This window comes from Shinella sp. WSD5-1, from assembly GCF_963942435.1.
Taxonomy (GTDB): domain Bacteria; phylum Pseudomonadota; class Alphaproteobacteria; order Rhizobiales; family Rhizobiaceae; genus Shinella; species Shinella yambaruensis.
Window position 1 is genome coordinate 92,370 of sequence record NZ_OZ012598.1, and the last position, 24,510, is coordinate 116,879.

Consider the following 24,510-nt stretch of genomic DNA (forward strand, 5'->3'; position numbering starts at 1 on the left):
GCGCCTGCCGCCGTTCACAGGTCGCCCGGCACGCCGTAGCTCGGCGCCCGGGTGGGGTCCAGCGCGCGCGTGACATAGGCGTCCATTTCCGTGCGCCAGCGTTGCCACAGCGCGGCGCATTCCTCGATCGGATCGCCCTCGGTCCAGTCGACGCGGAGATCCGCGACGTTCCAGGAGACCTTGTCGACCATCACCAGGCCCATCGAATGGACCGGCCCTTCCTCGCCGCCGGCGGCGACCGCCGCCCGCATGGCGGCAATCAGCCGGTCGCCGAGGTGCCGGCCCTCCGCGGCCTCGAAGGCCTCGACCATCGCCTGCGGAATGGCCGTCGTCGTCAGCATGTTGCCGGCGGCAACGACGCCGTTGCCCCGGGCGAAGGCATGGGTGCCGAGGGTCTTGGCGCCGGAAAAGGCGGCCGTACGCCCCTCGGCGTCGACGAGCGCCAGCTGGCGGTATTCGACATGGGGGGCCTCCGCCACCAGCCGCGCAAGCGTGGCTTCCGCCGAAAGGCCGCCCGCCATCAGGTCGAGCCCTTTCGGGCCGAGGCGCGGGTCGGTGACGTTCTGCGTCGAGACCGCACCGATGCCCGCGCGCACATGGGCGCAGCGCGCCGCGACGCTCGGCGAGGAGGAGGAGACGGCGATGCCGAACATGCCGGTATCGGCGCAGCGGCCGGAAACGGAAAAGGTCATGCCGCCCTCCCGTCAGGCCTGGTCGGGAATGACGGCGGTGGCCTCGATCTCGACCAGCCATTCGGGCCGGGCGAGCGCCGTGACGACGAGGCCCGTCGAGACGGGGAAGACGCCTTTCAGATACTTGCCCATCTCCCGATAGACGGCCTCGCGGTAGCGGATGTCGATGAGATAGACGACGACGCGGCAGACATGGCTGAGGTCGGAGCCCGCCTCTTCCAGCAGCATCTTGATGTTTTCCATCGCCTTGCGGGCCTGCGCGGCGGCATCGCCGATGTGCAGGCTTTCGCGCGTGTCTAGGTCCTGCGCGATCTGTCCGCGCACGAAGACCGTGGTGCCGCGCGCCACAACCGCCTGGCAGAGGTCGTTGTCCAGCTTCTGCTCGGGATAGGTGTCCTTGGTGTTGAAGGGGCGGATGCGGGTGTGCACGGGCATGCTTGTCTCCTTGATGGCCGAGCCCTGAACGTATCGGTGCGCCGCGGGCGGGGTAAGTCGTTTTTGCCGATCCCCCGCTTCGGAAAAAGCTATGCCGGGACCGGCCTGCCGCCCGCGGTGCTTATGCGGGATTATTGCAGCAGCTGGGTCCAGACGCGCGTCACCAGATCCTGCGCGGCGGCCGAGCAGGTGCGCGAGAAGGTGATCGGCACGTCCGGATAGAGTTCCGGCGCCTTGTCCTTGGTGTAGACGACCTTCTCCTGCATGACCTTCATCGGCGAGGAATGGGCGTAGAAGTTCATCTGCTCGGTGGCGTTCTCCACCGTCGAGATGAACTCGATGAACTTGACCGCATTGTCCCGGTTCGGCGCGCCCTTCGGGATTGCCAGGCTGTCCATCCAGCCGACAAGGCCTTCCTTGGTCATGGCGAGGCTGACCGGCGAGCCGGCGACGCGGGCCTTGAGGGAATCGCCGTCCCACCAGAAATGGGCGGAGACCTCGCCCGAGGCGAGCCGGCTTGCGATATTGTCGGAGGAATAGACCGCGACGGAGGGCTTTTGCGCCATCAGGAGGTCCAGCACCTTCTTCATCTCCGCCTGGTCCTCCGAGCAGAAGGGCACGCCGAGATAGAGCTGGGCGGCGCCGATCACCTCGTCGGGATAGGAGAGCATGGCGATCTTGCCCTTGAGCTCGCCTTCCGGCTCGAAGAAATACTTGAAGCTGTCGGTCGGGCCCTTGTATTCCTCGGTGTTCACGACGAAGCCGGCGGTGCCATAGGCGAGCGGGATCGAGAAATCCTGCATCTCGTCCCACCATTGATTGCGCCAGCGCTCCTCGATGTTCTGGTAGGCCTGCAGCTTGCTGGCCCCGAAATTCTCGATCAGCCCCTCGTCGATCATCACGCGCAGGAAGTGCTGGGAGGGCGTGGCGATGTCGTAGCCGGAGGAGCCGGCCTGCAGCTTGGTCAGCAGGTCCTCGTTGGAGGTGAAGCTGTCGACATTGACCTTGACGTCGTTCTCCTTGGAGAACTTTTCGATGAGGGCGGGGGATATCGACTCGGCCCAGGCGTAGATGTTCAGCTCGCCCTCCGCCCGCGCGGCGGTGGCAAGGCATAGGGCAAGGGCGGTCGCTGCGAGGTATCGTTTCATTGTCTGTTCCTCTCTTCGTTATGGTTCGGCATTTTCACGGGCGCCGCGCGCCGCAACGAGAAGCGCGACGGTGGCAAGGATGAGCGAGGCCAGGATCAGCAGCGTCGCTATGGCGTTCAGTTCCGGCGAGGTGCCGGCGCGGATCAGCGAGAAGATGTAGACGGGCAGGGTCGTCGAACCGCCCGTCGACAGCATGTTGGAGGTGATGAAGTCGTCCATCGAGATCAGGAAGGCGAGCATCGCGCCGGAGAAGACGCCCGGGAAGATCAGCGGCAGCGTCACCCGGCGGAAGGTCGTCCAGCGGTCGGCATAGAGGTCGGCGCTCGCCTCCTCCAGGTCGAGCGACATGCCCTGCAGGCGGGCGCGGATCGGCAGGAAGGCGAAGGGCGTGCAAAAGGCGGAATGGGCGATGACCAGCCGCAGCATGCCGTTCTGTACGTTGACGAGCGAGAAAAGGATCAGCGTCGCGACGGCCAGCACGATCTCCGGCAGCAGCAGCGGCAGGTTGACGATCGTTTCGCAGAGCTTGCGGTAGCGCACGTTCTTGCCGCGGATGATGGCGAGCGCGGCGGAAAGCGCGATGAGCGTGGAGACGACCGTCGCGACGGCCGCAACGGTCAGCGAGGTTTCGAGCGCGTTCATCAGCGCCCTGTTGTTGAGCGCGGAGGCGTACCAGTGCGTCGAAAACCCCGTCCAGACGCCGGCAACCCGGTTGGCGTTGAACGAATAGGCGATGATCACCGCCAGCGGCGCATAGAGATAGATGAAGAAGAAGACGGCGAGGGGGCCGAGGCCGGGATAGTGCTTGACGTCGTGGCCCTTCATCACCGGACGTCCTCCCGGCGGGCGGCGCGCAGCGCCATGACGAGGAGGAAGACGAGGACGAGCGCCATCAGCGTCATGGCGATCGCCGCGCCGAAGGGCCAGTTGCGCCCGCCGCCGAACTGCAGCTGGATCAGCGTGCCCATCATCATCTGCTTGCCGCCGCCCATCAGCGAGGGTTCCAGCACCGCGCCGAGCGCGGGCACGAAGACGAGGATGGCGCCGGCCACGAGACCGGGAGCCGTCAGCGGCAGGATCACCCGGCGCAGCGTCACCCAGCGGTTGCCGTAGAGATCGTGCGAGGCCTCGATCAGCGTCCCGTCCAGCTTCTCGATCGAGGCGAAGACCGGCAGGACCATCAGCGGCATGGCGGTGTAGACCATGGCCGTCAGCGTCGCGCCGTCGTTGAACATGAAGCTCATGCCTGCGGGCAGGCCCAAAGTCTCGAGGAAGCGCGGCAGCGTGCCGTCCTTGCCGAGGATGATCATCCAGGCATAGACGCGCAGGATCATCGAGACCCAGAAGGGCAGCGTCACGAGATAGACGAGCGCTGCCTTGCGGCCCGGCGGCTGGCGGGAGATGAAATAGGCGACCGGAACGGCGAAGATGAGGCAGATCAGCGTCGTCGCGCCGGCGAGCGCGAAGGTGCGGGCGACGATCAGGAGATATTGCGGGGTGAATTCCAGCTCCCCCGTCCAGCCTTCGTTGAAGAGGATCTGGCGGTAGCCCGCGAGGTTGAAATCCCAGGTGAAGCCGCCATGTGCGCCGCGTGTGGCGAGCGAGACGGCGGCGATGATGGCGATCGGCAGGATCAGCGCCAGGCCCATCAGCAGCCAGGACGGCAGGAGGCCCCAGAAGGAGAGGTCGCGCCAGAAACGGGCGCGGGGCGAGCGGTCCGTTCCGCCGGCGGCGGCGTGGAGGGCGCTCTCCGTCATGCGGCCAGCACCCGCGCCGAACCCGCGACGAAGCCTACCGGGACGGTCGCCCCGAGCGGGATCGCGTCGCCCTCGCGCGAGGCGTTGCGGCGCGAGGCGCGCAGCTCCGTTCCCGCGACATCGAGCGTGTAATGCGTGTAGCCGCCCATGTAGTTCTTGTTGATGATGCGCCCCTCGAAGACGGTGCCCTGGGCCTGGTCGCCGAGATTGATCTTTTCCGGACGAACCGAAAGGGTCGCACGCCCGCGGCTGGCAGTGCCGGTCGCCGGCACGGTGAGGGCGACGCCGAACGGCGTGCGCACGGTCGCCTGTCCGGGCGCGGTTTCCACGACCTCCACATCCAGGAAGTTGGTTTCGCCGACGAAATCTGCGACGAACCGGTTGACCGGCTCCTCGTAGATTTCCGTCGGCGTGCCGATCTGCTGCACCTCGCCGCCGCCCAGCACGGCGATGCGGTCGGACATGTCGAGCGCCTCTTCCTGGTCATGCGTGACGAAGACGAAGGTGATGCCGGTATCGCGCTGCAGGGTGCGCAGCTCGTCCCGCATCGCCTGGCGCAATTTCAGGTCGAGGGCGGAGAGCGGTTCGTCGAGCAGCAGCACTTCCGGTTCGGGGGCGAGCGCCCGGGCGAGCGCGACGCGCTGGCGCTGGCCGCCCGAAAGCTGGGCGGGCCTGCGCTTCGCCATCGGCGCCATGTGCACGCGCTCCAGCATCTCGCCGACGCGGGTCCTGATGCGTCCCTTCTCCCAGCCGAGGTTCTCCAGGCCGTAGGCGACATTCTGCTCCAGCGTCATATGCGGGAAGAGCGCGTAGCTCTGGAACACCGTGTTGACGCGGCGCCGGTGCGGCGGGATCGCGACGACCTCCTGGCCGGTGAGGAGGATCGAGCCGGTGTCCGGGCTTTCGAAACCGGCGAGCATGCGCAGGAGCGTGGTCTTGCCGCAGCCGGACGGGCCGAGCATCGTGAAGAACTCGTTGCTGCCGATGTCGAAGCTGACGGACTTCAACGCCTGATAGGTCCCGAAGCTCTTGGAGACCGATTTCACTTCGATGGCCTTTTGGGCTCCAGTGGGATGGGGCTTGATCATGCCGTGTTCCTCAAGCCGGTTCGAGCTGGGTGACTTCGCGGCGGAAAGGCAGGGCGTCGCCGATATCGGGCGTGTCCAGTTCCCGCGCATAGCGGTGGCCGGCATAGGTCGCCCAGGCGATCGGCGCGGGTGCGCTCGCATCGCCGATGATCTTGACCGTTCTGATGCCGGCATCGGCCCAATCCGCCTGCCGGGCAAGGAGATCGTTGTAGAGCGCGTCCTCGGAAAGGCGCGAGGCGACCATGACGACGGCGTCGCACGCAATGGGCCTGCGGCGGCCGGTATAGGTACAGCTGGTCTCGACCTCGCCGGCGCGGATGGCGGTGACGCCGCGGTTGAGGCGGATATCGACGCCGAGATCGTCGAGGCGCACATGAATCGCGCCCTGTTCCAGCGTGTTGCGCGTCCAGTCGGAGACATAGGCCGAGGGCGTAACGAGGATGACTGCCGCACCCGCCTTCGCCATCACCTCGGCCATCACGCCGCCCATATAGTAGTGGTCGTCGTCATAGACCACGACTGTCTTGCCGGCGAGGCTTTCGGGATGCGTCTTCGCCATGATGTCGTCGGGCGTCCAGAGGGGCATTGCCGGATCGATCGGCATGGGCACGACATGCTGTCTGGCAACGCCGTCGCGGCGCCAGTGCGAACCGGTGGCGATGGCGACATGCTCGAAGCCGAAGCCGAGCACGTCCTCGGCGGTCAGGCGGCTGTCGAAATAGGTCTCGACGTTGGTGCGCTGGGAAATCTGGTATTGGCGGTAATCGACGACGCGGCCCCAGGCGGAAAGGCCGGGCAGCAGCCGTTCGCGGGCGACACGGCCGCCGAGCGTGGTGGTGGCTTCGGCGAGCGTCACGTCGTAGCCGCGCAGCGCGAGCGCCCGGGTGGCTTCGAGGCCGGCGGGGCCTGCGCCGACGACGAGCACGGTCTGGCTCTCGCCCTTCTCGTTCATGCGTTCGGGGTGCCAGCCCTTGCGCCATTCCTCCATGAAGGTCGGGTTCTGGGTGCAGCGGCTGATCGACATGGTCATGTCGCCGGTGATGCACATGTTGCAGCCGATGCATTCGCGGATATCCTCGATGCGACCTTCCTCGATCTTTTTCGGCAGGAAGGGATCGGCGATGGAGGGACGGGCGCAGCCGATGAAATCCAGCACGCCCTGGCGGATCATGCGCGCCATCACATCCGGCGAGGTGAAGCGGCCGACGCCGACGACGGGTTTCGACGAAAGTTCCCGGATGCCCTTCACCAGGATCTCCTGCGCCCCCTCCTCCTTGAAGCGGGAGGGGCCGGAACAGTCTTCCCAGGCGCCGTGCGCCAGGTCCCAGAGGTCCGGCAGGTCGGTGTTCATCTCGACGAATTCGCGCACCTCCGCATTGGAGAAGCCGAGCTCGCCGATGGTCTCGTCCAGGCTGACGCGCATGGTGATCGCCGTGGTGTCGCCGACGGCGTCACGGATGTCGGCCACCACTTCGCGGGCGAAGCGCGAGCGGTTTTCCAGGCTCCCGCCATAGTCGTCGGTGCGCTGGTTGGTGGCGCGCGACAGGAAGTGCTGGAAGATGCCGAAGCCGTGCGCGCCGTAAAGACAGATCAGGTCGAAGCCGGCGACCTTCGAGCGCTTGGCCGCGTTGACGAACCAGCGGCGCAGATTCGTTATGTCGGTGCGGTCGAGTGCACGGGCCTGCACCGGGTCGTTGGTGAAGGTGCGGATCGGCAGGGCGGAGGGGGCGAGCGGCACTTCCTTGGTGTAGAAATTCGGGCCGTTGATGCCGGAATAGGCGAGCTGGATGCCGGCGAGCGCGCCATGCACCTTCATCGCGTCGGACATGCGGCGAAGGCCGGGAATGTCCTTGTCCTCCCACAGGCGCAGCTCGATGAAGGGCGTGATCTCCGAGGTGTGGTGCATCTCGGTCTGCTCGGTGAAGATGACGCCCCAGCCGCCCTCCGACTTGATGCCGCGCATGGCTGCGGCCGCCGATGGGTCGCGATAGCCGCCGCCATTGCAATGCGGCACCTGGTAGAACCGGTTCTTGGCGACATGCGGGCCGATCGCCAGCGGTTCGAACAGGATATCGTATTTGGCATCGCGCATGGCAGTCCCCGGGGTTTCCGCGGCTATTGGATGGGGCGAAGGGTTTTTGGTAAATGACGCGTTCCGGAAACGGGGATTAGGCTCAGGCTAATCACGAGCGCGCGTGTTCTTTAGCTATGTTCTCAATTTTTGCGCGAAAGCGCCGCCGCGCCAAGGCGGATAAAAAATCTTCTTTTGTTTTCAATTTCTTGTGTGAAGCCGATCACTGGCTCCCGATCGCGTATCGGGACGCTTTCGGGAGCCGGTGCCGCTCGTGCTCAAGGCTTGGGCGTGCCCGCGCCGCTGGCGCGGGCAGATGCCTAGTATTTCACCCACACGGTTTTGAGCGCGCAGTACTTGTCGAAGCTGTGAATGGAGAGGTCGCGGCCGAAACCGGACTGCTTCATGCCGCCGAAGGGCGTCATGGCCGAGAGCGCGTCGACGGTGTTGACCGAGACCGTCCCGGCTTGCAGCCTGTCGGAAACCGAGAGCGCGCGGGAAAGGTCGCGCGTCCAGACGGAGGCGGCAAGGCCGTATTCGCTGTCATTGGCGATGCGCAGGGCCTCCTCGTCGCTGTCGAAGGGCGTGATGGCGAGCACGGGACCGAAAATCTCCTCCCGCGCGATGCGGGCATCCGGCGGCACCTCGTTGAAGATCGTCGGCTGGATGTAGCAGTCCGAGCCGTCGCGCGTCTCGCGTTCGCCGCCATGGGCAAGGCGGCCTTCCTTGCGGCCGATGTCGATATAGCCTGCCACACGGTCGGCATGGCTCTTCTCGACCAGCGGCCCCATGCGGGTGGCGGGATTCAGCGGGTCGCCGAGTGGCCAAGCGGCGGTGGCGGCGATCAGTTTCTGCGTGAACTCTTCCTGCACGGAGCGGTGGCCCAGCAGGCGGGAATTGGCGGAGCAGACCTCGCCGGAATTGAACAGGATGCCGAAGGCCGCCATCTCGGCCGCCTTGTCGAGATCGGCGTCGGCGAAGACGAGGTTCGGCGACTTGCCGCCGGTCTCCGGCCAGACCTGCTTCATGTTGCTTTCCCCGGCATAGGTCATGAAGAGCTTGCCGACCTTGGTCGAGCCGGTGAAGACCAGCGCGTCGACATCCGCATGCAGGCCGAGGGCGCGGCCGGCATCCTCGCCGAGGCCGGGCACGACGTTGAGCACGCCGTCCGGCAGGCCGGCCTCGGAGGCAAGCTCGGCCAGCATCAGGGCGGAGAGCGGCGATTGTTCGGCCGGCTTCAGTACGACGGAATTTCCGGTGGCGAGCGCCGGGGCGAGCTTCCAGGTCGCCATGTCCAGCGGGAAGTTCCACGGCACGACCGCACCGATGACGCCGAGCGGCACGCGGCGGATCAGCGCGAGATCGCCCTGGCCGGTGGGCGCGATCTCGTCATAGAGCTTGTCGATCGCCTCGGCGTGCCACTGGAAGAAATGCGCCGCGCCGGGCGCGTCGATGGTGGAGCTGTCGCTGATCGGCTTGCCCATGTCGAGCGTATCGAGCAAAGCGAGTTCCGGCACGTTCTGTCGGATGAGCGCGGCGAGGCGCAGCAGCACCTCCTTGCGTTCTGCCGGCGACTTGCCGGACCAGCGGCCATCGTTGAAGGCACGGCGGGCGGCGGCGACGGCGGCATCGATATCCTCGGCCGTGCCGCGGGCGACGGCGGTGAGGACCTGCCCGTTGGCGGGGTTCACGGTTTCGAACCGCCCGCCCTTGGCCGCCTCGCGAAAGCCGCCGTCGATATAGAGGCGGTTTCGCAATGTGAGGCTCGCGGCGCGCGTGCGCCAGTCGGATGTCGTGGTGGTCATGAAGTGCCTTTCTCCTCCTGGGTATCGTCGGCGCAAACCGGCAGGTCCATGCCCATGCCGCGGATCCTCTCGCTGCAGAAATCGATGAAACGCCGGACGGTGAGCGCCGGGCTTGCGCCGCGCATGGCGATGATGCCCATGCGCATGGGGCGCAGGTTGCCGGCAAGCGAGACGAAATTCAACCTGCCGCCATCCAGCGCATAGGTGGAGACCGGCCGGATGTTGGCGATCGAATAGCCGAAGCGGTTGGCGACCATCGCCCGCATGACGGACATGTCGCGGGTGCGCTCGACGATATGCGGCGCAAGGCCGGCCTCGCGGAAGAGCGAGAGGAAATAGGCCGAGGAATAGGGCAGGTCGAGCAGGATCATCGGGTGGGCGGCAAGCTCCTCCACCGTCACCTCGGGACGCCCGGCCAGCGGATGGTCCTCGTGGAGCACCGCATAGGGCGGCAGCACGGCGAGCTCGTGGAACTCCATGTCGGCCGGGATGTCGAGATCGTAGCTGAGCGCGATGTCGAAGCGCGCCATGCGCAGGCCTTCCAGGATGCGGGCATGGTCGCGCTCGTACTGGAAGAAATCGACATCGGGATAGGCATCGGAAAAGGCGCGGCGCAGTGCTGGAATGACGGCCTGCGCGAAGGTGACGAGACAGGCGACATGCAGCGGTCCGCGCACCTGTCCGGTCAATTCGTTGGACAGCGCGTTGAACTTGGCGGCCTCGCCGAGGACATGCCGGGCCTGCTCGACGAAGCTCCGGCCGGCCTGCGTCAGCGACAGCCCGTGCGCATGGCGGCGCACGAAGAGCGTGATGCCGAATTCCCGCTCGAGCTGCGATATCGCTGCGGAAACCGAGGGCGCGGAGACGTTCACCCGTTCCGCGGCTTCAGTGACGGAGCCGTACTCGCCGACGGCGACGAGATATTCCAGCTGGCGGAGGGTGAAGCGCAAGACCATGTCCGGTGTCCTTGTTGTCTGTCAATTAAGGAGCAGATCGGCGCGCAGGGAAAGGGTTGTTTCGGTGCGAGGCTGGGGATAGGCCGGGGCGGAGCGGCTAAATCGCGGCCCGCCCCGGTCAGGATTCTCGCCAGGTGAGAAGCCACTGATTGAACCCGGCCGCAAGGCCGGTCGGCGTGGATCCGGCCATCTCGTAGGCCCCGACGATCGGGTTGATGTTCGGGCACAGCAGGATGAGCTGGCCCTCGCGCAGCTCCCGCTCGATCAGCGAGGGGCTTGCCTGGCCGATGCCGAGGCCGGTCATGCAGGCGTCGATCGACGCTTCGTCGGTGTCGAAGGTGATGCTGCCGCCGCGCGGCTGGAACGCGATATCCGCCGCCGCGCACCAGCGCCGCCATGACCACGCATCCGCCGTGTCGAGCAGGATCGGCAGATCGAGCAAGGCGCTAGGCGTCATCGTCTTCGCCGTGCCGCCGATCAGCAGCGGCGAGCAGACGGCGACCGTCCGGTCGAGCAGGAAGGCGGAGGCGAAGCGGGCTTCGTCCGCCCCGCGCCTGTAGGTCACCGTGACGTCGGGAACGTCGCTGGCGCCGAGCGCGAGCGACTGGATGTTGAGGTCGACATTGGGATTTTCCTGCAGGTAGGCCCCGAGCCGCGGGATCAGCCAGCGCCGCGCCAGCGTGATGGGCGCCTGGATCACCAGGCGCACGCGATCCGGCAGCAGGGCGCGCGTGCCGTTGTCGATCGTGGCGAGGGCGGCATTCACATGGGTCAGGTACTGCCGGCCCGCATCGGTCAGCGAGATCGTGTTGTGCCCGCGATGGAAGAGCTGGACGCCCAGCGCCTCCTCCAGCGACTTGATCTGCCGGCTGATCGCGCCCGGCGTCAGGTGCAGTTCGCGCGCCGCCAGCGTGAGGCTGCCCGTGCGCGCCGCGATAGAGAAGGCGGGGAGCGTTGCCAGCGGCGGCAGTTTGGCGCGCGTGGATTGAGGATTTCTCATGCCGGCGTGAGAATCTTTCGCTTGCAAATAAGTTGACCGTATCTATCCACATTGTGTCGACGCGACAAGAATTATCCGGGAAGCCCGACGTGAAGACCGACAGGCGAAATCGGTGCGACCTGAGCACGCCGGGCTTCATGCCGCGCGGCGGCGTGCATTCCGCGCAACGGCAAGCCCCGCCTGCAGCGCGCCACTGTCATCGCTGACCACATCTCAGGGAGAGAACCATGTTGTCCAGTTTTGTCTTGCCGCGCAGCCGTGCCGTGCTGTTCGCCGCCTGCCTCGTCGCGCTCTCGGGTCCCGGTCTTGCCCAGGATGCCACGCAGAAGGTGATCGACGATCGCGGTGTCGAAGTCGAGGTTCCCGCCCATCCCAAACGCATCGCGTCGATCTCGTTCTTCGCCGACGACGTGGCGCTCGCGCTCGGCATCAAGCCGGTGGCCAGCACCTACATGGTGGCCGACCGCCCGCCGGAATTCCTGCTCGGCCTCACCGGCGACATGACGCAGATCGGCCAGCGCGCCAAGCCGAACCTCGAGCTTCTCTCCGAAGCGAAGCCGGACCTCATCGTCGCGATCCGCCGCTACACCGTCGGCAACGCGCCGCAGCTCGAAAAGATCGCGCCCTATGTCGCCTGGAACATGGAGCTGCTCGACGGCAGCGACAAGGAAATCGAGGCGCTGGCCAAGATCCTCGGCAAGCCCGAGCGCGGCGTCGAGCTGAACAGGGAGTTTCGCGCGCATCTTGCCGAGGTCGCGGCCAAGGCGCCGAAGGACACGCATCCCCGCTACGCCATCATGTGGGGCGGCGAGGTGCCGTTCGCCTTCCATGACGAGAACACCTCCGCCTCGATCGTGAACGCCATCGGCGGCGAGAACATCGCCGGCGCCATGACGCCGGGCGGCGAGTTCGGCATCGATCTCAGCCTCGAAACCATGCTCGAGAAGGATCCGGAAGTGCTCTTCATCTATGACTACGGTCCGGATCGCCCGCACGAGAGCAACCCGATCTGGAAGGAACTCACGGCGGTCAAGAACAACCGGGTCTTCTATGTCGGCGACCAATGGGTCGAGACCAACGGCCCGATCGCCCGCGAGATCGTGCTGCGCGAGGCGGCCCACTACCTCTATCCCGATATCTTCCCCAAGGTCGACGTGAAGGCGGAAGCGGCCAAGATCATCCCGGCGGAACTCCAGAAGTAAGCGGTTGGCCGCGACGACGATGGACGCACGGAAATCCTCGATAGCCATCGGCCTCATCGTCGTCGCGACCCTTCTCGTCATCGCGGCCGGGCTGATGCCCGGCGCAAGAACGCTCTCCTTCGACGCCGTCCTGCGGGCGCTCTTCAGTCCGGATGGCAAGATCGAATCGATCCTCGTCTGGACCCTCCGGCTGCCGCGCAGCCTTGCCGCCGCGACGGCGGGGGCGGGGCTTGCCGTGTCCGGCTATCTCCTCCAGTCGCTCACCCGCAACCCGCTTGCCGATCCCGGCATCACCGGCGTCACCGCCGGGGCGATCGCGCCGATCGTCACCTGCTTCGTCTTCCTGCCCTCTGTTTCCGGGCTCTACTATCCGTTCGTCGGCCTTGCCGGCGGTCTTGCGGCTGCCTCGGTGACGTTCTGGGTGGCGCGTGGCGGCAAAGGCCATCCGCTTCATCTCGCGCTCGGCGGCGTCAGCGTCTCGCTCTTTCTCGGCGCGATCACGATCTACGTGCTGCTTTTCGCCGGTCCGCAGTCGACCGCGCTGTTGTTCTGGCTGGCGGGGGGCTTTGCGGGCCGGACCTGGGTGAACCTCATCCAGATGCTGCCATGGGTGCTGGTCGGGGTGTCGGGCGCCTTGATCCTCCATCGGGTCCTCGCCATGTTCTGCCTCGACGATCATTCCGCCGCGGCGATGGGGGTGCAGCTCACTCTATGGAAACCGGTCCTGCTCCTGCTCGGCATATGCCCCGTGGCGGGCGTTGCGCCCGTCGCCGGGCCTGTCGCCTTCGTCGGCCTGGCCGCGCCGCATATCGCCCGGTTGTTGAAACCGTGCGGCACTGTCTGGGAGATCGGCCTTACCGCCGCGCTCGGCGCGCTGATCGTGACGTCGGCGGACCTCGTCGCGCGAACCATCGCCATTCCCAAGGAACTGCCGGTCGGCATCGTCACCGCACTCATCGGCGGGCCGCTCTTCGTCTATCTCATCCAGCGGGGCCGGCTCGATTTCAAGGGGCAGGGCGCATGAGCGCGAACGCCCCGGCCATCGGCCAGCCGAGCCGCTGGATCCTGTTCGCCGCCCTGGCGCTCGTCCTCATCTCCTTCGTGGCGGCCGTTTTTCTCGGCATCGTCGATATCCCCGCCCGGGACGTCCTGTCGGCGCTGACCGGGACCGGGTCGCCGGAAGCCCGGTCGATCATCCTCGACATCCGGCTGCCGCGGATCGTGACGGGCATTCTCGCCGGGATGCAGTTCGCCCTGGCGGGTCTCCTGCTCCAGACGATCACGCGCAACCCGCTCGCCGATCCCTCGCTGATGGGCGTCTCGCAGGGCGCGACCCTGACGGTGACGCTGTTCCTCCTGTTCACGGTCTATCTTGCCAATCCGGATTCCTATTCCGTGAACGAACTGCCGATCGCATGGCTCCCGCCCGCCGGCATGATCGGCGGCATGGCCGCGGGCGGCATCATCTACCTGCTCGCCTTCCGCCTCGACCTCAGCCCGCTGCGGATCACGCTCTGCGGCATCGCCATCGGCGCGGTGCTGCACGCCATCGCCATCGGGCTCATCGCGGGGTGGGGCTCGGCGCGCATCGAGATCATTCTCGAATGGCTCTCCGGCAGCCTCTATGCACGCACCTGGGATCATGCGCTCTTCCTGCTGCCGTTCACGGTCGCGGGGCTTGGCATGCTTCCGCTGATCTATCGGCCGCTCATCCTGCTCCGGTTCGATGCGGCCGTCGCCCGTTCCTTCGGGCTTTCCTATAGACGGCAGTTCTCGCTCGTCCTGCTCGTCTCCTGCGCACTCGCGGCCAGCGCCGTGGGTGCCGTCGGGCCGATCGTCTTCGTCGGCCTGATCGTCCCGCATCTGGCGCGGTTCCTCGCGGGCCGGCATTTCCCGCTGGTCCTTCCGCTCACCATCGTCCTCGGCGCCGTCATCGTCACGCTGGGCGACCTGGTCGGCCGGCTGGCCGGCGGGCCGGAGGAGGTCCCGATCGGCGTCGTCACTGCCCTCATGGGCGTTCCCGTCATGCTCGCACTTCTGCGCAAGGTTCCGTGAGATCGCTAATGCCGCTCACCTGTTCGCACCTGTCGGTTTCCTATGGTCGCCGAAGGGCGCTGTCCGGCTTTTCCCTTTCCATGGAAAAGGGGGAAATCCGCGCCCTCATCGGCCCGAACGGGTCGGGCAAGAGCACCGCGCTGCAGGCCCTGGCCGGCCTGATCGCCCCGTCGGAAGGCCGGGCCGAGATCGAGGGCGTATCGGTCGCCTCGATGTCGCGGCGCGCGATCGCGAAGAAACTCGCCTTCCTGCCGCAGCAGCCCGTCGCCCCGGACGAGATGACGGTGGCCCAGCTCGTGCGCCAGGGCCGCTTTCCCCATGTCGGCCTGTTCCGGTCCTATGGCCGGAAGGACGAGGAGGCGATCGCATGGGCGCTCGAAAGCACGGGCCTGACGGGCCTTGCCGGCCGAACGCTCCAGGAGCTCTCCGGCGGCGAGCGCCAGCGCGCCTGGATCTCGGCGGCCCTGGCGCAGGAGGCCGCGATCCTGCTCCTGGACGAACCGACATCCTTCCTCGATATCGGCTACCAGGTGGAGGTGCTGGACCTCGTCCATCGCCTGAGCCGCGAGCGCGGCGTGACGATCGTCATGGCGATCCACGACATCAACCAGGCGATCGCCGTCAGCGACCGCATCTCGCTTCTGGAGAAGGGCGAGCTGCGGTTCGACGGCGCGCCGAAAGCGCTCTCCGAAAGCGGCCTTGTCGAAAAGACCTTCCGGGTAAAGGGCACGTTCGTCGAGGTCGCCCCCGGCAAGCCGCCCCATTTCGACGTCGAGCTTACGAAGCTGAACCGCTCGGGGCCTTGACGAGGCGGAAGACGATCTTCGTTTGCGTGTAGTAGTCGAGGGCGTCGGCGAAGTCGGGCGTCCAGCCGTCGGCGATGAAGGGGATGAAGCCGTCAAACTCCAGCTTGCGGCCGGAAACCTCGAAGCCGGCGCGGGTAAAGGCCCTGGCATAGTCGGTGATCGACCGATCCTGGACGACCGTGTTCGTGCGCTTGGCCACCAGATCGCGCCACTTCGGCCAGAGCGGGTTGTCGGTGTGGCAGCCCGTGACGGCGTAGTAGACGCCGCCCGGCTTCAGCGCCTTGAAGATATCGGCGGCATGGGCATCGATGTCCTCGATGAGATAGATCACCTCGTGGCTGATCGCGAGATCGAATTCCTCGACCCAGCCCTCGAGCGTTCCGCCCACGGCATGCTGGACGGGAATGTTGCCCTTGAAGGCCTCGGCCTTGGCGATCGACTGTTCGGCGATATCGATGCCGAGGGCCTTGCGGAAGGGACGGATCGCATAGAGGTGTCGCAGCAGGCCCCCCTGGTTGCAGCCGAAATCGAGCACGCTTTTCGCGCGGAGGTCCCGTTCGACGATCAGGTCGAAGAGGTGCCGCCAGATCGGCGCATGGCCATCCGACATCCGGTCTTCCGCGTCGGGATCGACATACCAGGTGGTGATGGTCTTGCTGTCCTGGCTCATGGCCGCCTCCGATGCGATTCTGTTTTGACCAGTTTCTTACGGGACGCGGCCGTGCACAAACGCGTGAGGCGCGTTTTGCGACATGGCTGGTGGATAACCGGCTTTTTCGTCGGTCATCGTATGGATCTAGTCAGGATCGTCGAACACGGCGTTCAGCACGGCTACGGTGCCCGCGATCGCGATGCCCGGCCAGATCATCAGCGCAGGATGGTCGAAGATGAAGACGCGGTATTCGAAGAGCATGGAGCCCCAGTCGGGCTTGGACGGATCGGCACCGAGGCCGATGAAGGCGAGCGAGGCATAGGCGACGACGGCAAGGCCCGCCTGGTTGCCGACATGGGAGAACATCAGCGGCAGGGTGTTGGGCAGGAGGTGCCGGGCGATCATGCGTCCCGGCGGCACGCCGAGCGCCCTTGCCGCCAGAATGAACGGCTGGCTGATCACCCGCCGGCTCAGCGCGTGGGCGAACAGGGCGTGGGGACCGATGCCGGCAAGGCCGAGCGCCAGGCCAGCGCTCAAAGGCGTGAGGCCGAAGATCGCGGCGGCGGTGAGCGCGATGATCAGGGTCGGCACGGTGATGAAGAATTCGCAGCAGCGTAGCAGCACGCTTTCCCGCCAGCCGCCGAGCACGGCGGCGGCCGTGCCGAGCAGCGTACCCGCGGTAAAGCCGATGAAGCCGACCGAAAGCAGGACGCAGGCCGTGCGCCAGCCGCCCGCCAGGATGCGGGAGAGGAGGTCGCGGCCGAGATGGTCTGTGCCCAGCGGATGGCTGGCGGTCATGCCGGAATGGCGCGCCAGGATGTCCACCGCGTCCGGGTCGTGCGGCTGCCAGAGACCGCCGAGGAGGAGAAAGACGGCCAATGCCGTAAGCGCGAACGTGCGGACCATCAGGCGAGCCGGGGATCGAGAAGGCGGAGGGCGAGGTGGACGAGCGCGTTCATGACCAGCAGCCAGAGCGCGATGACCATGACATAGGCTTGCAGCACCATCTGGTCGCGCACGGCGATGCTCTGCACCAGAAACTGGCTGAGACCGGGCAGGTTGAAGAGGATCTCCATCGTCGCGGTGGAGCCGATCACCCAGCCGGCCTCCGAACGCACTGCGGATAGAAGAGCGTAGAAGGCGCCGCGATGGGCATGGCGCCAGAGCGCCTGGCGGTGCGAGAGGCCCTTGGCAAGCGCCGTGCGGAAATAGGGTCGCCGCGCCGTTTCAGCCATGTCGCGCCGGTAGACCCGGCAGAAGACCGCGACCGAATGCAGCGCGATCAGCAGGATCGGCAGCACGAAGGCGGCGGCGTCATTGGCGAAGGGGCGGATCCAGCGAAATTGCACGCCGATCACCCAGAGCAGGATGAGCCCGAGCCAGAATCCGGGAACCGCCTGGACGAAGACCGACAGCGCCCGGCTGCCGCGGTCGGCAAAACCGCCCGGTCGCGCGGCGGCGAGGAAACCGAGGGGAACCGCAAGGGCGATGGCGAGAAGAAGGCCGGAAAGGCCGAGCACAAGCGAGACGGGCAGCCGCGCGCGGAACTCGGCGAACACGGGCTCGCCGGTGCGGAAGGAGCGGCCCCAGTCGCCCGTCACGAAATCCGCAAGCCAATGCAGGTAACGCTGGACCAGGGGCCGGTCGAGGCCCCAATCCGCCCGAAGCGCGGCGACGGTCTCCTCCGTCGCCGGCAGGTTCCAGGCCCGGATGGCGATCTCGACCGGATCGGCCGGCATCAGCGCGATGAGGGTGAAGGAGGCGAAGGAAAGCGCCACCAACCCCACCATCGAGAAGACGCCGGCCCGGACGAAGCCCATTCTGGCGCCTTATCTCGCCTCGCCGATATCGGCGCGCAGGACGTAGTAGTCCGAGCCCCACGGCTCGTAGTTCTGCAGCCGCTTCGACAGGCCGACATACCAGACCGGCGAGACGAGGAACGAGGCCGGGGCGTCGACGAAGAGCTTCGCCTGGGCGTCGAACGCGATCGCCGCCCGCCGGTCGGCGTCGCCCTCGGAGGCGAAGCGGTCGAGGATCGCGTCGAATTCGGCGGAGGCGTATTTTGCGTAGTTCAGCGCGGCGCCCGTGCGCAGCATGGAATTGAGGAAGAAGGCGGGATCGCCGTTCGGCGCCGTGTGCTGCGCCCAGAGCGCGATGTCGAAATTGCCGGTGGATGCCGCTTCCTGGATGTTCTCGATCACCTGCGTGTCGAGCGCGATGCCGATCTTGGCGAACTGCGACTTGACCACGGGCAGCATGGTCACGAGATCGGGGCGTTGCGGATAGGTGATGGCGAGCAGGCGCAGCGGCGCTCCGTCCTTCTGGCGGATTCCGGCGGCATCCTTCGTCCAGCCCGCCTCGTCGAGAAGCGCTTCGGCCTTGGTGATATCGGTCGGCCGCGGCTCCTTGCCGGCGAAGGGGAAGTAGGCGGCGTAGGCGCCGGTTGCCGGTTCCCCGCCGTTGATCGCGGCGGCCAGCTCCCTGCGGTCGAAGGCAAGGTCGAGCGCCTGGCGCACCTTCACGTCGGCCAGGGCCGGCCGAGCCGTGTTGAGGAAGGCGAGATACTGGTAGCCGACCGGGAAGGACTTGATCGTCAGGTCCGGATTGGCCTTCAGGCGGCCCACCACCTCGGACGGCAGGCCGAAGGCGAGGTCGAGCTCGCCCGATTCCAGCGCCAGCGTCATGCTCTGGGCATCGCCGAACCGGCGGAATTCCACCGGGGAACGCGTTTGCGCGCCGGAGAAATGCGCGTTCGGCTCCAGCGCCAGCGCCGTATCGGCCTTGAAGTCGGCGATCCGGTAAGGGCCGGTGAAGACGGCGCTGCCGTCGTCGGCGAGCGTGTAGGCGATCAGCGGCCATTCGGCGAAGAGCGCCTGGAGGAAGGCGACCGGCTTTTCCGTGGTGATCTTCAACGTCAGGTCGTCGGCGGCCTCGAAGGTCAGCCTGCCGCCTGTCGCGAGCGCGGCCTTGTTGGTGGCGAAGGTGTGGTCGAAGCCGGCGGCGAGCGCGGCAGCCGTCACCGGCGAGCCATCGGAAAACGACCGGTCCGGCTTCAGCGTGACGGTCCAGGTGAGGTCGCCCGTGCGCTCGGCCTTTTCGGCGAGCGCCGGCACCAGCCGTCCGTCCTTGTCGACGGTGAAGAGGTTTTCGCCGACGCCGTGGCTGACCAGCGCCCAACCGTTCGACCCCTTGGCCGGGTCCAGCCCGCTCGTGATGTAGGTGGCGCCGACATGCAGCGGCTCGGCGGCGGATGCCGGGCCTGTGCCGCCTATGGCGATCGCGGCGAGCCAGGCCGCAGCAAGGCGCGAAAGGATTTTGGAAGACATGGTCTCTCCTTCAGGTCTGTTCGGGAAGATGGCGCAGCCGCTGCTTGCGGCCGGTCGGGTGATAGGCGTAGGCCTCGACGATCCGGCCGCCGACGAGGTGTTCGGCAATGATCCGGTCGACGGCCTCTTCCGTGACGCCGCCGTAATAGGTCCCCTCCGGGAAGACCTGCAGGACGGGCGAGAGGTTGCAGGGGCCGAGGCAGGTGGACTTGGCGGTCATGACGCCATCGCCGGTCACGCGCAGCTTCTGCCGCTCCTGCTGGTTGCGCAGGTGTCCCCAGATGGCGTCCGCGCCGGCCGAGTTGCAGGGGCCGCCCTGGCAGACGAGCACGCGGCGCTTCTGCGCCGGCACGAGCGAGCCTTCGGCGGCCGGCCGGGCAGGGGCGGACAGATCCAGGTCCTGCGACGTCCCGGCAAGGTCTTCGATGAGGCGCGCCATGACGGTGCTGGAGGCAGGGCTTGCGGCAATCGACAGCGACGGCCAGGGACGCGGATCGGCCGCCCGCCAGCGCTTCAGCGTTTTCGTCAGCCAGTTGTGAAAGCTCGGCTCCATCGGCAGCATCAGCGGGACGAGAAGGATCCTGCCGGCATTTTCTTCGACGAGATCGAGCAGGGCCTCGCGCAGCGAGGGCGTGCCCTGTTCGGTGAAGGCGAAGCGTACGATCCGGGCGCCGGCGAGGCCCTCGGCGAGCGTGGCGAGGCGCCGCATGTCCTGGTGCGGTGCGGCGGCGAAGGCGGACTTGGCAAGGAGCAGCACGGCGTCCGGCGCCGGGGGGCTCGAAGAAGGACTGGTGCTCTTGGTCGTCAACGCTGCCTCATTTGCGAGGCGGCATCGAAATGACGGGTTTCTCTCACAGCGCCTGCGGTGACAGCCGTCATTCCTGCGGCACACCCCGACCACGGAATCACACGATGTCAGGCAGGTCTCCTGGCTTGCGGGTCGAGGCCTTCGGCCCGTCTTCCCGGCATCTCTGCCAGTGACATCGTGGGCGAAAGGCTCACCGCTTACAGTTGCGGGACAGCTCCGGTCTTCCACCGGATTCCCTCTTAGCTCCTGCCGACGGCAGGAGAACCATGACGCGGTGAACCTACAGCCTCGGTCGGTGCTGTCAACCGGCCTGCCGGCCTCGGCCCGATTCCCGAAAGGCGCCGATGATCTTCGAGCACGCCCCGGCCATGGCGGATCGCGGATGCCGGTCACCCACCCACCACGATGACGCATTCAGGAAGCCCGGCCCGGCTCCGTCGGCCCGTCTGCCAGCCCGGAACGGGCGATCTATTCTTCGGCCGATCTATCGCATCCCGATGATCCGATTGCCGGATTTGGCATTTCCGCCGGAGGATGCGCGAGGGAGGTGCACCGTGTGCGGCAAGATCGCGGAATCTCCAATCGCGACATGAAACCGTCTCCGGCGCCTGACGTCGTGATCGATTTTATCGATTAATAGGAGCAAGCCATTGATCTTGTTTTAGTTCTTCCATCCCTGAATACTGATCAAAAGCCGGTATTTATGGGAAACGAGCATGGTAACGACCGCGGAAGCCTTAATCGACAAAACTGCTGATTTCATCGACCGGCTTGTTGCCGGGCACCGGCCGGGCCATGGTCTCGCCCGCCCATTCTACCATGATCCGGAAATCTACCGGCGCGACATGGAGCGCATCTTCCGGCGCCACTGGCACTGCATCGCCCACGAGAGCGTCATCCCCGACGTGAACGACTTCGAGGTCTTCCGCATCGATACCGAGCAGGTCATCGTCACCCGCGCGCCGGGTGGCTCGATCCATGCCATGCTCAATGTCTGCCGCCATCGCGGCGCGGAGGTCTGCACGAAGCCGAAGGGCAATGCGCGGGTCTTCGTCTGTCCCTATCACGCCTGGACCTATGGCAATGATGGCAGCCTGCGCGCCGCGCGCCTGATGCCGAAGGATTTCAGGCGGGAGGACCATGGGCTGAAGACGCTGCATGTCCGCGTCGTGGAAGGCCTGATCTTCATCTCCTTCGCCGAGGTGCCGCTGGCGTTTTCCGAGGTCGAGCACCTCCTGCATGCGACCTGTGGCCAGTATGGCTGGGGAAGCGCCAAGGTTGCCCACCGCGAAAGCTACCCGGTTGCCGCCAACTGGAAGCTCGCCGTCGAAAACTACGTCGAATGCTATCATTGCGGTCCCGCGCACCCCGAATATTCGCAGACCCATGCGCTGGAGCAGCCGCTGCACATGATCGAGGCGATGAATGCCGCGATGGAGCAGCGCACCTGCGCCCTCGGCATCGAGGTCGGCTCGGGCAATCACTGGCAGACCTCGCGCGAAGGCCGCGAGGCGATCCACGCCTTCCGCTACGCGCTCTATGAGGGTGTGGAGAGCGGCAGCGAGGACGGCAGGGCGGTCGCGCCGCTGATGGGGCGCTTCACCGGTTTCGACGGCGGCGTCACCTCCATCCATCTCGGCGGCACGACCTTCCTCGTCTGCTATCCGGACCATGGCATGATCTACCGCTTCATTCCGAAGACGGCGGAAAGCTGCGAGATGGAACTGATCTGGCTCGTCGACGGCAAGGCGGAGGAAGGCAGGGACTACGACCTCGCGAAGCTGACCTGGCTCTGGAAGGTCACGACGGCGGAGGACAAGGCGATCATCGAGCATACGGCGCGCGGGGTGCAATCGCACTATTTCGTGCCCGGCCCCATCGCGCCGATGGAACATAACGAGCTGCGCTACATCGACTGGTATCTCGACGAGATCGGCCGCCCCTGAGAATTTCGGAGCAACCAGATAAATAAAGATATAAAGATTTCTTTATGTATATTGACAATCTGTCCGTGATGGCGTGAAGTCGTCGCGTCGTGGTTCCCTGGGGCGGTATGTCCGCTTCAGGGCTAAGAGGGAATCCGGTGCGCCGATCGTTCGGCAATGCCGGGGCTGCCCCCGCAACTGTGAGCGGCGAGCCGCTGTCCAGCAATGTCACTGAGGCGAGAGCCTTGGGAAGACGGACAGCGGCGATGACCCGTGAGCCAGGAGACCTGCCAAGACGAAATAACGTCCACGGGCGGGGTGTCCCGGTGGTTGCTGCACCTGCCCGTCAAGACGGCGGGCCTGCACGCGTCCGCTTTACCCATGCCCCCAGAAACCAATGGGGTATGACAATGTCACATCAATCTCTTGCGACCGCTTCTCTGGGCTTTCCGCGCATCGGCCGCCACCGCGAGCTGAAGTTTGCGCTCGAAGCCTTCTGGTCCGGCAGGATCCCGGACACCGAACTTATCGAAACGGCGAAGACGCTGCGTGCCGAACACTGGAAGCTTCAGCAGGAACACGGGATCACGCGGATCCCCTCCAACGATTTCTCCTTCTACGATCACGTTCTGGACACGGCCGTCATGGTCGGCGCCATTCCGCATGTTTATGGGTGGGATGGCGGGGAGGTGCCGCTGTCCCTCTATTTCGCCATGGCGCGCGGCAGCCAGGGCGACGGCCATGCGGATTGCGGCCACGCCCGTCACGGCCACGGGGTTCCGGCGCTGGAAATGACGAAGTGGTTCGACACCAACTACCACTACATGGTTCCGGAAGTCGCGGAAGACCAGGTCTTCAGGCTGACCACGCAGAAGCCCGTCGCTCACTTCCTGGAAGCCAAGGCCCTCGGCATCCACACGCGCCCGGTGGTGCTCGGCCCGGTCACGTTCCTCAAGCTCGCCAAGGCGCGGCCCTCGACCTTCAAGCCGCTCGACCTCCTGACGCGGCTGCTCCCGGTCTACGAAGAACTCTTCCGCCGCCTGGGCGCTGCGGGCGCCGACTGGGTGCAGGTTGACGAGCCGATCCTGGCGCTCGATCTGACGGAGGGCGAGCGCCATGCCTTCAAGCTGGCCTATGAGGCGCTGGCCAAGGCCGCGCCCGGCCTGAAGGTCATGCTGACGACCTATTTCGGCGCGCTTGCGGACAATCTCGATGCAGCGGCCGTGCTGCCGGTGGCCGGCCTGCACATCGATCTTGCCCGCGCGCCCGAACAGCTCGACGCGGTCGCAAGCGCCGTTCGCCCCGGGCAGGTCCTGTCGCTCGGCGTCGTTGACGGGCGCAACATCTGGCGGGCGAACCTCGCCGCCATTCTCGACCGGCTGGCCCCGCTCGTGGAAGGGCGTGGTGGCGAATTGGTGGAGGTCGCGGCCTCGTGCTCGCTCCTCCATGTCCCGATCGACCTTGAACTGGAAACGGCACTCGATCCCGATCTGAAGTCCTGGCTGTCCTTCGCCACGCAGAAGCTCGGCGAGCTCTCAACGCTCGGCAAGGGGCTTGCGCAGGGCAGGGATGCCGTCCGGCACGCCATCGACAGCGCCTCGCAGGCTATCGCCGCCCGTGCATCCTCGCCGAAAGTGACCGACCCGCTCGTGCAGGGGCGCATTGCCGGCATCGACGCCGGCATGAAGGCCCGCAAGCACGCCTTTGAGGCGCGCCGGCAGGTCCAGGCGGAAACGATCAAGCTGCCGCTCTTCCCGACCACGACGATCGGCTCGTTCCCGCAGACCGGTGACGTTCGCAAGGCCCGTTCCGCCCATGCCAGGGGCACGCTCAGCTACAAGGACTACGAAGCCTTCCTCCAGCAGGAAACGGCGGCGGCCATCCGCTGGCAGGAGGAGATCGGGCTCGACGTGCTTGTTCACGGCGAGTTCGAGCGCAACGACATGGTGCAGTATTTCGGCGAGCAGCTTTCGGGCTTCGCCTTCACGCAGCATGCCTGGGTGCAGAGCTACGGTTCGCGTTACGTGCGCCCACCGATCATCTTCGGCGACGTCTCGCGGCCGAACCCGATGACCGTGCGCTGGTGGCAATATTCCCAGTCGCTCACCGCCAAGCCGGTGAAGGGCATGCTGACCGGACCGGTGACCATCCTCAACTGGTCGTTCGTGCGGGATGATATCCTCCGGAGCGCGACGTGCCGCCAGATCGCGCTCGCCATCCGCGATGAGGTCGTGGATTTGGAGAAGGCTGGTGCGAAGATGATCCAGATCGACGAGGCGGCTCTCCGGGAAGGCCTGCCGCTTCGCCACAAGGACTGGCAGCACTATCTGGATTGGGCAGTCGAATCCTTCCGCCTTTGCTCCTCCGGGGTCTCCGACGAAACCCAGATCCACACCCACATGTGCTATTCGGAGTTCAACGACATCATCGCGGCGATCGCCGCCATGGATGCCGACGTCATCTCCATCGAGACCTCGCGTTCGAAGATGGAGCTGCTCGATGCCTTCAGGAACTTCCAGTATCCGAACGAAATCGGCCCGGGCGTCTACGACATCCACTCGCCGCGCGTGCCCGACGTGGAGGAGATGACCGATCTCCTGTCGCTCGCCCGGCGGCGTCTCGAGGACCGCCAGCTCTGGATCAATCCCGACTGCGGGCTCAAGACGCGCAAGTGGGAGGAGGTCAGGCCGGCGCTCGTCAACATGGTGGAGGCCGCGCGCCGCCTGCGGGGCGAAGACGGCTCGGCGGTGGCGGCGCAATGAAGCGTGCGCTTGAAGACACTGC

21 protein-coding genes and 2 riboswitches are annotated in these 24,510 nt (G+C 66.2%); of the genes, 6 read left to right on the plus strand and 15 right to left on the minus strand.

Annotation, left to right across the window (positions count from 1 at the left end; genetic code table 11):
• Positions 1-14: 14 nt before the first annotated feature.
• The 10 genes from AABQ55_RS27240 to AABQ55_RS27285 form a co-directional block, all read right to left on the minus strand.
• Complete coding sequence (locus AABQ55_RS27240; RefSeq protein ID WP_272808371.1) at positions 15-692, minus strand: DUF1028 domain-containing protein; 678 nt, start codon at positions 690-692, stop codon at positions 15-17.
• Positions 693-704: 12 nt separating this feature from the next.
• On the minus strand, positions 705-1,127 hold the full coding sequence (locus tag AABQ55_RS27245; protein ID WP_244770181.1) for a RidA family protein: 423 nt from the start codon (positions 1,125-1,127) through the stop codon (positions 705-707).
• Positions 1,128-1,258: 131 nt separating this feature from the next.
• Complete coding sequence (locus tag AABQ55_RS27250; RefSeq protein WP_272808370.1) at positions 1,259-2,275, minus strand: extracellular solute-binding protein; 1,017 nt, start codon at positions 2,273-2,275, stop codon at positions 1,259-1,261.
• Positions 2,276-2,293: 18 nt separating this feature from the next.
• The gene (locus AABQ55_RS27255) at positions 2,294-3,100 is read right to left on the minus strand and encodes an ABC transporter permease (RefSeq protein WP_272808369.1); all 807 of its coding nucleotides are present in this window, start codon (positions 3,098-3,100) and stop codon (positions 2,294-2,296) included.
• On the minus strand, positions 3,100-4,032 hold the full coding sequence (locus tag AABQ55_RS27260; RefSeq protein WP_272808368.1) for an ABC transporter permease: 933 nt from the start codon (positions 4,030-4,032) through the stop codon (positions 3,100-3,102). The genes AABQ55_RS27255 and AABQ55_RS27260 overlap by 1 nt, the downstream gene beginning before the upstream one ends.
• Positions 4,029-5,120 carry an ABC transporter ATP-binding protein gene (locus AABQ55_RS27265; RefSeq protein ID WP_272808367.1) on the minus strand — a complete coding sequence of 364 codons (1,092 nt, stop codon included), beginning with the start codon at positions 5,118-5,120 and terminating at the stop codon, positions 4,029-4,031. Before AABQ55_RS27265 ends, AABQ55_RS27260 begins: the two co-directional genes overlap by 4 nt.
• A gap of 10 nt (positions 5,121-5,130) precedes the next feature.
• Positions 5,131-7,212, minus strand: a complete 2,082-nt coding sequence (locus AABQ55_RS27270; protein WP_272808366.1) for an oxidoreductase — start codon at positions 7,210-7,212, stop codon at positions 5,131-5,133.
• A 299-nt stretch (positions 7,213-7,511) separates the two neighbouring features.
• Complete coding sequence (locus AABQ55_RS27275) at positions 7,512-8,996, minus strand: aldehyde dehydrogenase (protein ID WP_272808365.1); 1,485 nt, start codon at positions 8,994-8,996, stop codon at positions 7,512-7,514.
• A complete protein-coding gene (locus AABQ55_RS27280; RefSeq protein WP_244770187.1) occupies positions 8,993-9,952 on the minus strand; it encodes a LysR family transcriptional regulator in 960 nt (319 codons plus the stop codon). The genes AABQ55_RS27275 and AABQ55_RS27280 overlap by 4 nt, the downstream gene beginning before the upstream one ends.
• A gap of 118 nt (positions 9,953-10,070) precedes the next feature.
• Positions 10,071-10,952, minus strand: coding sequence for a LysR family transcriptional regulator (locus AABQ55_RS27285; protein ID WP_272808364.1), 882 nt, complete (start codon positions 10,950-10,952; stop codon positions 10,071-10,073).
• 227 nt (positions 10,953-11,179) lie between these two features.
• Here AABQ55_RS27285 and AABQ55_RS27290 point away from each other — a divergent pair, with 227 nt between their 5' ends.
• Genes AABQ55_RS27290 through AABQ55_RS27305 form a run of 4 tightly spaced genes read left to right on the plus strand, consistent with a single transcriptional unit; the run spans position 11,180 to position 15,015 of the window.
• A complete protein-coding gene (locus tag AABQ55_RS27290) occupies positions 11,180-12,154 on the plus strand; it encodes an ABC transporter substrate-binding protein (RefSeq protein WP_272808363.1) in 975 nt (324 codons plus the stop codon).
• Positions 12,155-12,173: 19 nt separating this feature from the next.
• Complete coding sequence (locus tag AABQ55_RS27295; protein WP_272808455.1) at positions 12,174-13,178, plus strand: FecCD family ABC transporter permease; 1,005 nt, start codon at positions 12,174-12,176, stop codon at positions 13,176-13,178.
• Entirely contained in the window at positions 13,175-14,209 is a 1,035-nt protein-coding gene (locus AABQ55_RS27300; RefSeq protein WP_272808362.1) for a FecCD family ABC transporter permease, read from the plus strand. The genes AABQ55_RS27295 and AABQ55_RS27300 overlap by 4 nt, the downstream gene beginning before the upstream one ends.
• Positions 14,210-14,217: 8 nt before the next feature.
• Entirely contained in the window at positions 14,218-15,015 is a 798-nt protein-coding gene (locus AABQ55_RS27305) for an ABC transporter ATP-binding protein (protein ID WP_272808361.1), read from the plus strand.
• On the opposite strand, the gene AABQ55_RS27310 is transcribed toward AABQ55_RS27305, so the two are convergent.
• From AABQ55_RS27310 to AABQ55_RS27330, 5 genes are all read right to left on the minus strand, one after another.
• A complete protein-coding gene (locus tag AABQ55_RS27310) occupies positions 14,987-15,685 on the minus strand; it encodes a class I SAM-dependent methyltransferase (RefSeq protein WP_272808360.1) in 699 nt (232 codons plus the stop codon). The two genes, AABQ55_RS27305 and AABQ55_RS27310, sit on opposite strands and share 29 nt — an antisense overlap.
• 126 nt (positions 15,686-15,811) lie before the next feature.
• Positions 15,812-16,573, minus strand: coding sequence for an ABC transporter permease (locus AABQ55_RS27315; RefSeq protein WP_244770193.1), 762 nt, complete (start codon positions 16,571-16,573; stop codon positions 15,812-15,814).
• Positions 16,573-17,487, minus strand: a complete 915-nt coding sequence (locus tag AABQ55_RS27320; protein WP_272808359.1) for an ABC transporter permease — start codon at positions 17,485-17,487, stop codon at positions 16,573-16,575. Before AABQ55_RS27320 ends, AABQ55_RS27315 begins: the two co-directional genes overlap by 1 nt.
• A gap of 9 nt (positions 17,488-17,496) precedes the next feature.
• Positions 17,497-18,993 carry an ABC transporter substrate-binding protein gene (locus tag AABQ55_RS27325; protein WP_272808358.1) on the minus strand — a complete coding sequence of 499 codons (1,497 nt, stop codon included), beginning with the start codon at positions 18,991-18,993 and terminating at the stop codon, positions 17,497-17,499.
• Between the two features lie 10 nt (positions 18,994-19,003).
• Positions 19,004-19,801 carry a (2Fe-2S) ferredoxin domain-containing protein gene (locus tag AABQ55_RS27330; protein ID WP_272808357.1) on the minus strand — a complete coding sequence of 266 codons (798 nt, stop codon included), beginning with the start codon at positions 19,799-19,801 and terminating at the stop codon, positions 19,004-19,006.
• Between the two features lie 93 nt (positions 19,802-19,894).
• A riboswitch (cobalamin riboswitch) is annotated at positions 19,895-20,086 on the minus strand.
• Positions 20,087-20,517: 431 nt separating this feature from the next.
• On the opposite strand from AABQ55_RS27330, the gene AABQ55_RS27335 reads away from it, so the two are divergent.
• Positions 20,518-21,747: an aromatic ring-hydroxylating oxygenase subunit alpha gene (locus AABQ55_RS27335; protein WP_272808356.1), complete on the plus strand. Its 1,230-nt coding sequence runs from the start codon at positions 20,518-20,520 to the stop codon at positions 21,745-21,747.
• 73 nt (positions 21,748-21,820) lie between these two features.
• A riboswitch (cobalamin riboswitch) is annotated at positions 21,821-22,035 on the plus strand.
• A gap of 101 nt (positions 22,036-22,136) precedes the next feature.
• Positions 22,137-24,488, plus strand: coding sequence for a 5-methyltetrahydropteroyltriglutamate--homocysteine S-methyltransferase (metE, locus tag AABQ55_RS27340; protein ID WP_272808355.1), 2,352 nt, complete (start codon positions 22,137-22,139; stop codon positions 24,486-24,488).
• Positions 24,489-24,510: the final 22 nt, after the last annotated feature.

Coding starts and splice junctions, on each gene's coding strand:
- metE (WP_272808355.1), top strand. CDS start 22,137: ATGTCACATCAATCTCTTGCGACCGCTTCTCTGGGCTTTCCGCGCATC.
- AABQ55_RS27310 (WP_272808360.1), bottom strand. CDS start 15,685: ATGAGCCAGGACAGCAAGACCATCACCACCTGGTATGTCGATCCCGAC.
- AABQ55_RS27305 (WP_272808361.1), top strand. CDS start 14,218: ATGCCGCTCACCTGTTCGCACCTGTCGGTTTCCTATGGTCGCCGAAGG.
- AABQ55_RS27250 (WP_272808370.1), bottom strand. CDS start 2,275: ATGAAACGATACCTCGCAGCGACCGCCCTTGCCCTATGCCTTGCCACC.
- AABQ55_RS27295 (WP_272808455.1), top strand. CDS start 12,174: ATGGACGCACGGAAATCCTCGATAGCCATCGGCCTCATCGTCGTCGCG.
- AABQ55_RS27320 (WP_272808359.1), bottom strand. CDS start 17,487: ATGGGCTTCGTCCGGGCCGGCGTCTTCTCGATGGTGGGGTTGGTGGCG.
- AABQ55_RS27265 (WP_272808367.1), bottom strand. CDS start 5,120: ATGATCAAGCCCCATCCCACTGGAGCCCAAAAGGCCATCGAAGTGAAA.
- AABQ55_RS27275 (WP_272808365.1), bottom strand. CDS start 8,996: ATGACCACCACGACATCCGACTGGCGCACGCGCGCCGCGAGCCTCACA.
- AABQ55_RS27335 (WP_272808356.1), top strand. CDS start 20,518: ATGGTAACGACCGCGGAAGCCTTAATCGACAAAACTGCTGATTTCATC.
- AABQ55_RS27290 (WP_272808363.1), top strand. CDS start 11,180: ATGTTGTCCAGTTTTGTCTTGCCGCGCAGCCGTGCCGTGCTGTTCGCC.
- AABQ55_RS27245 (WP_244770181.1), bottom strand. CDS start 1,127: ATGCCCGTGCACACCCGCATCCGCCCCTTCAACACCAAGGACACCTAT.
- AABQ55_RS27285 (WP_272808364.1), bottom strand. CDS start 10,952: ATGAGAAATCCTCAATCCACGCGCGCCAAACTGCCGCCGCTGGCAACG.
- AABQ55_RS27315 (WP_244770193.1), bottom strand. CDS start 16,573: ATGGTCCGCACGTTCGCGCTTACGGCATTGGCCGTCTTTCTCCTCCTC.
- AABQ55_RS27325 (WP_272808358.1), bottom strand. CDS start 18,993: ATGTCTTCCAAAATCCTTTCGCGCCTTGCTGCGGCCTGGCTCGCCGCG.
- AABQ55_RS27240 (WP_272808371.1), bottom strand. CDS start 692: ATGACCTTTTCCGTTTCCGGCCGCTGCGCCGATACCGGCATGTTCGGC.
- AABQ55_RS27260 (WP_272808368.1), bottom strand. CDS start 4,032: ATGACGGAGAGCGCCCTCCACGCCGCCGCCGGCGGAACGGACCGCTCG.
- AABQ55_RS27300 (WP_272808362.1), top strand. CDS start 13,175: ATGAGCGCGAACGCCCCGGCCATCGGCCAGCCGAGCCGCTGGATCCTG.
- AABQ55_RS27255 (WP_272808369.1), bottom strand. CDS start 3,100: ATGAAGGGCCACGACGTCAAGCACTATCCCGGCCTCGGCCCCCTCGCC.
- AABQ55_RS27280 (WP_244770187.1), bottom strand. CDS start 9,952: ATGGTCTTGCGCTTCACCCTCCGCCAGCTGGAATATCTCGTCGCCGTC.
- AABQ55_RS27270 (WP_272808366.1), bottom strand. CDS start 7,212: ATGCGCGATGCCAAATACGATATCCTGTTCGAACCGCTGGCGATCGGC.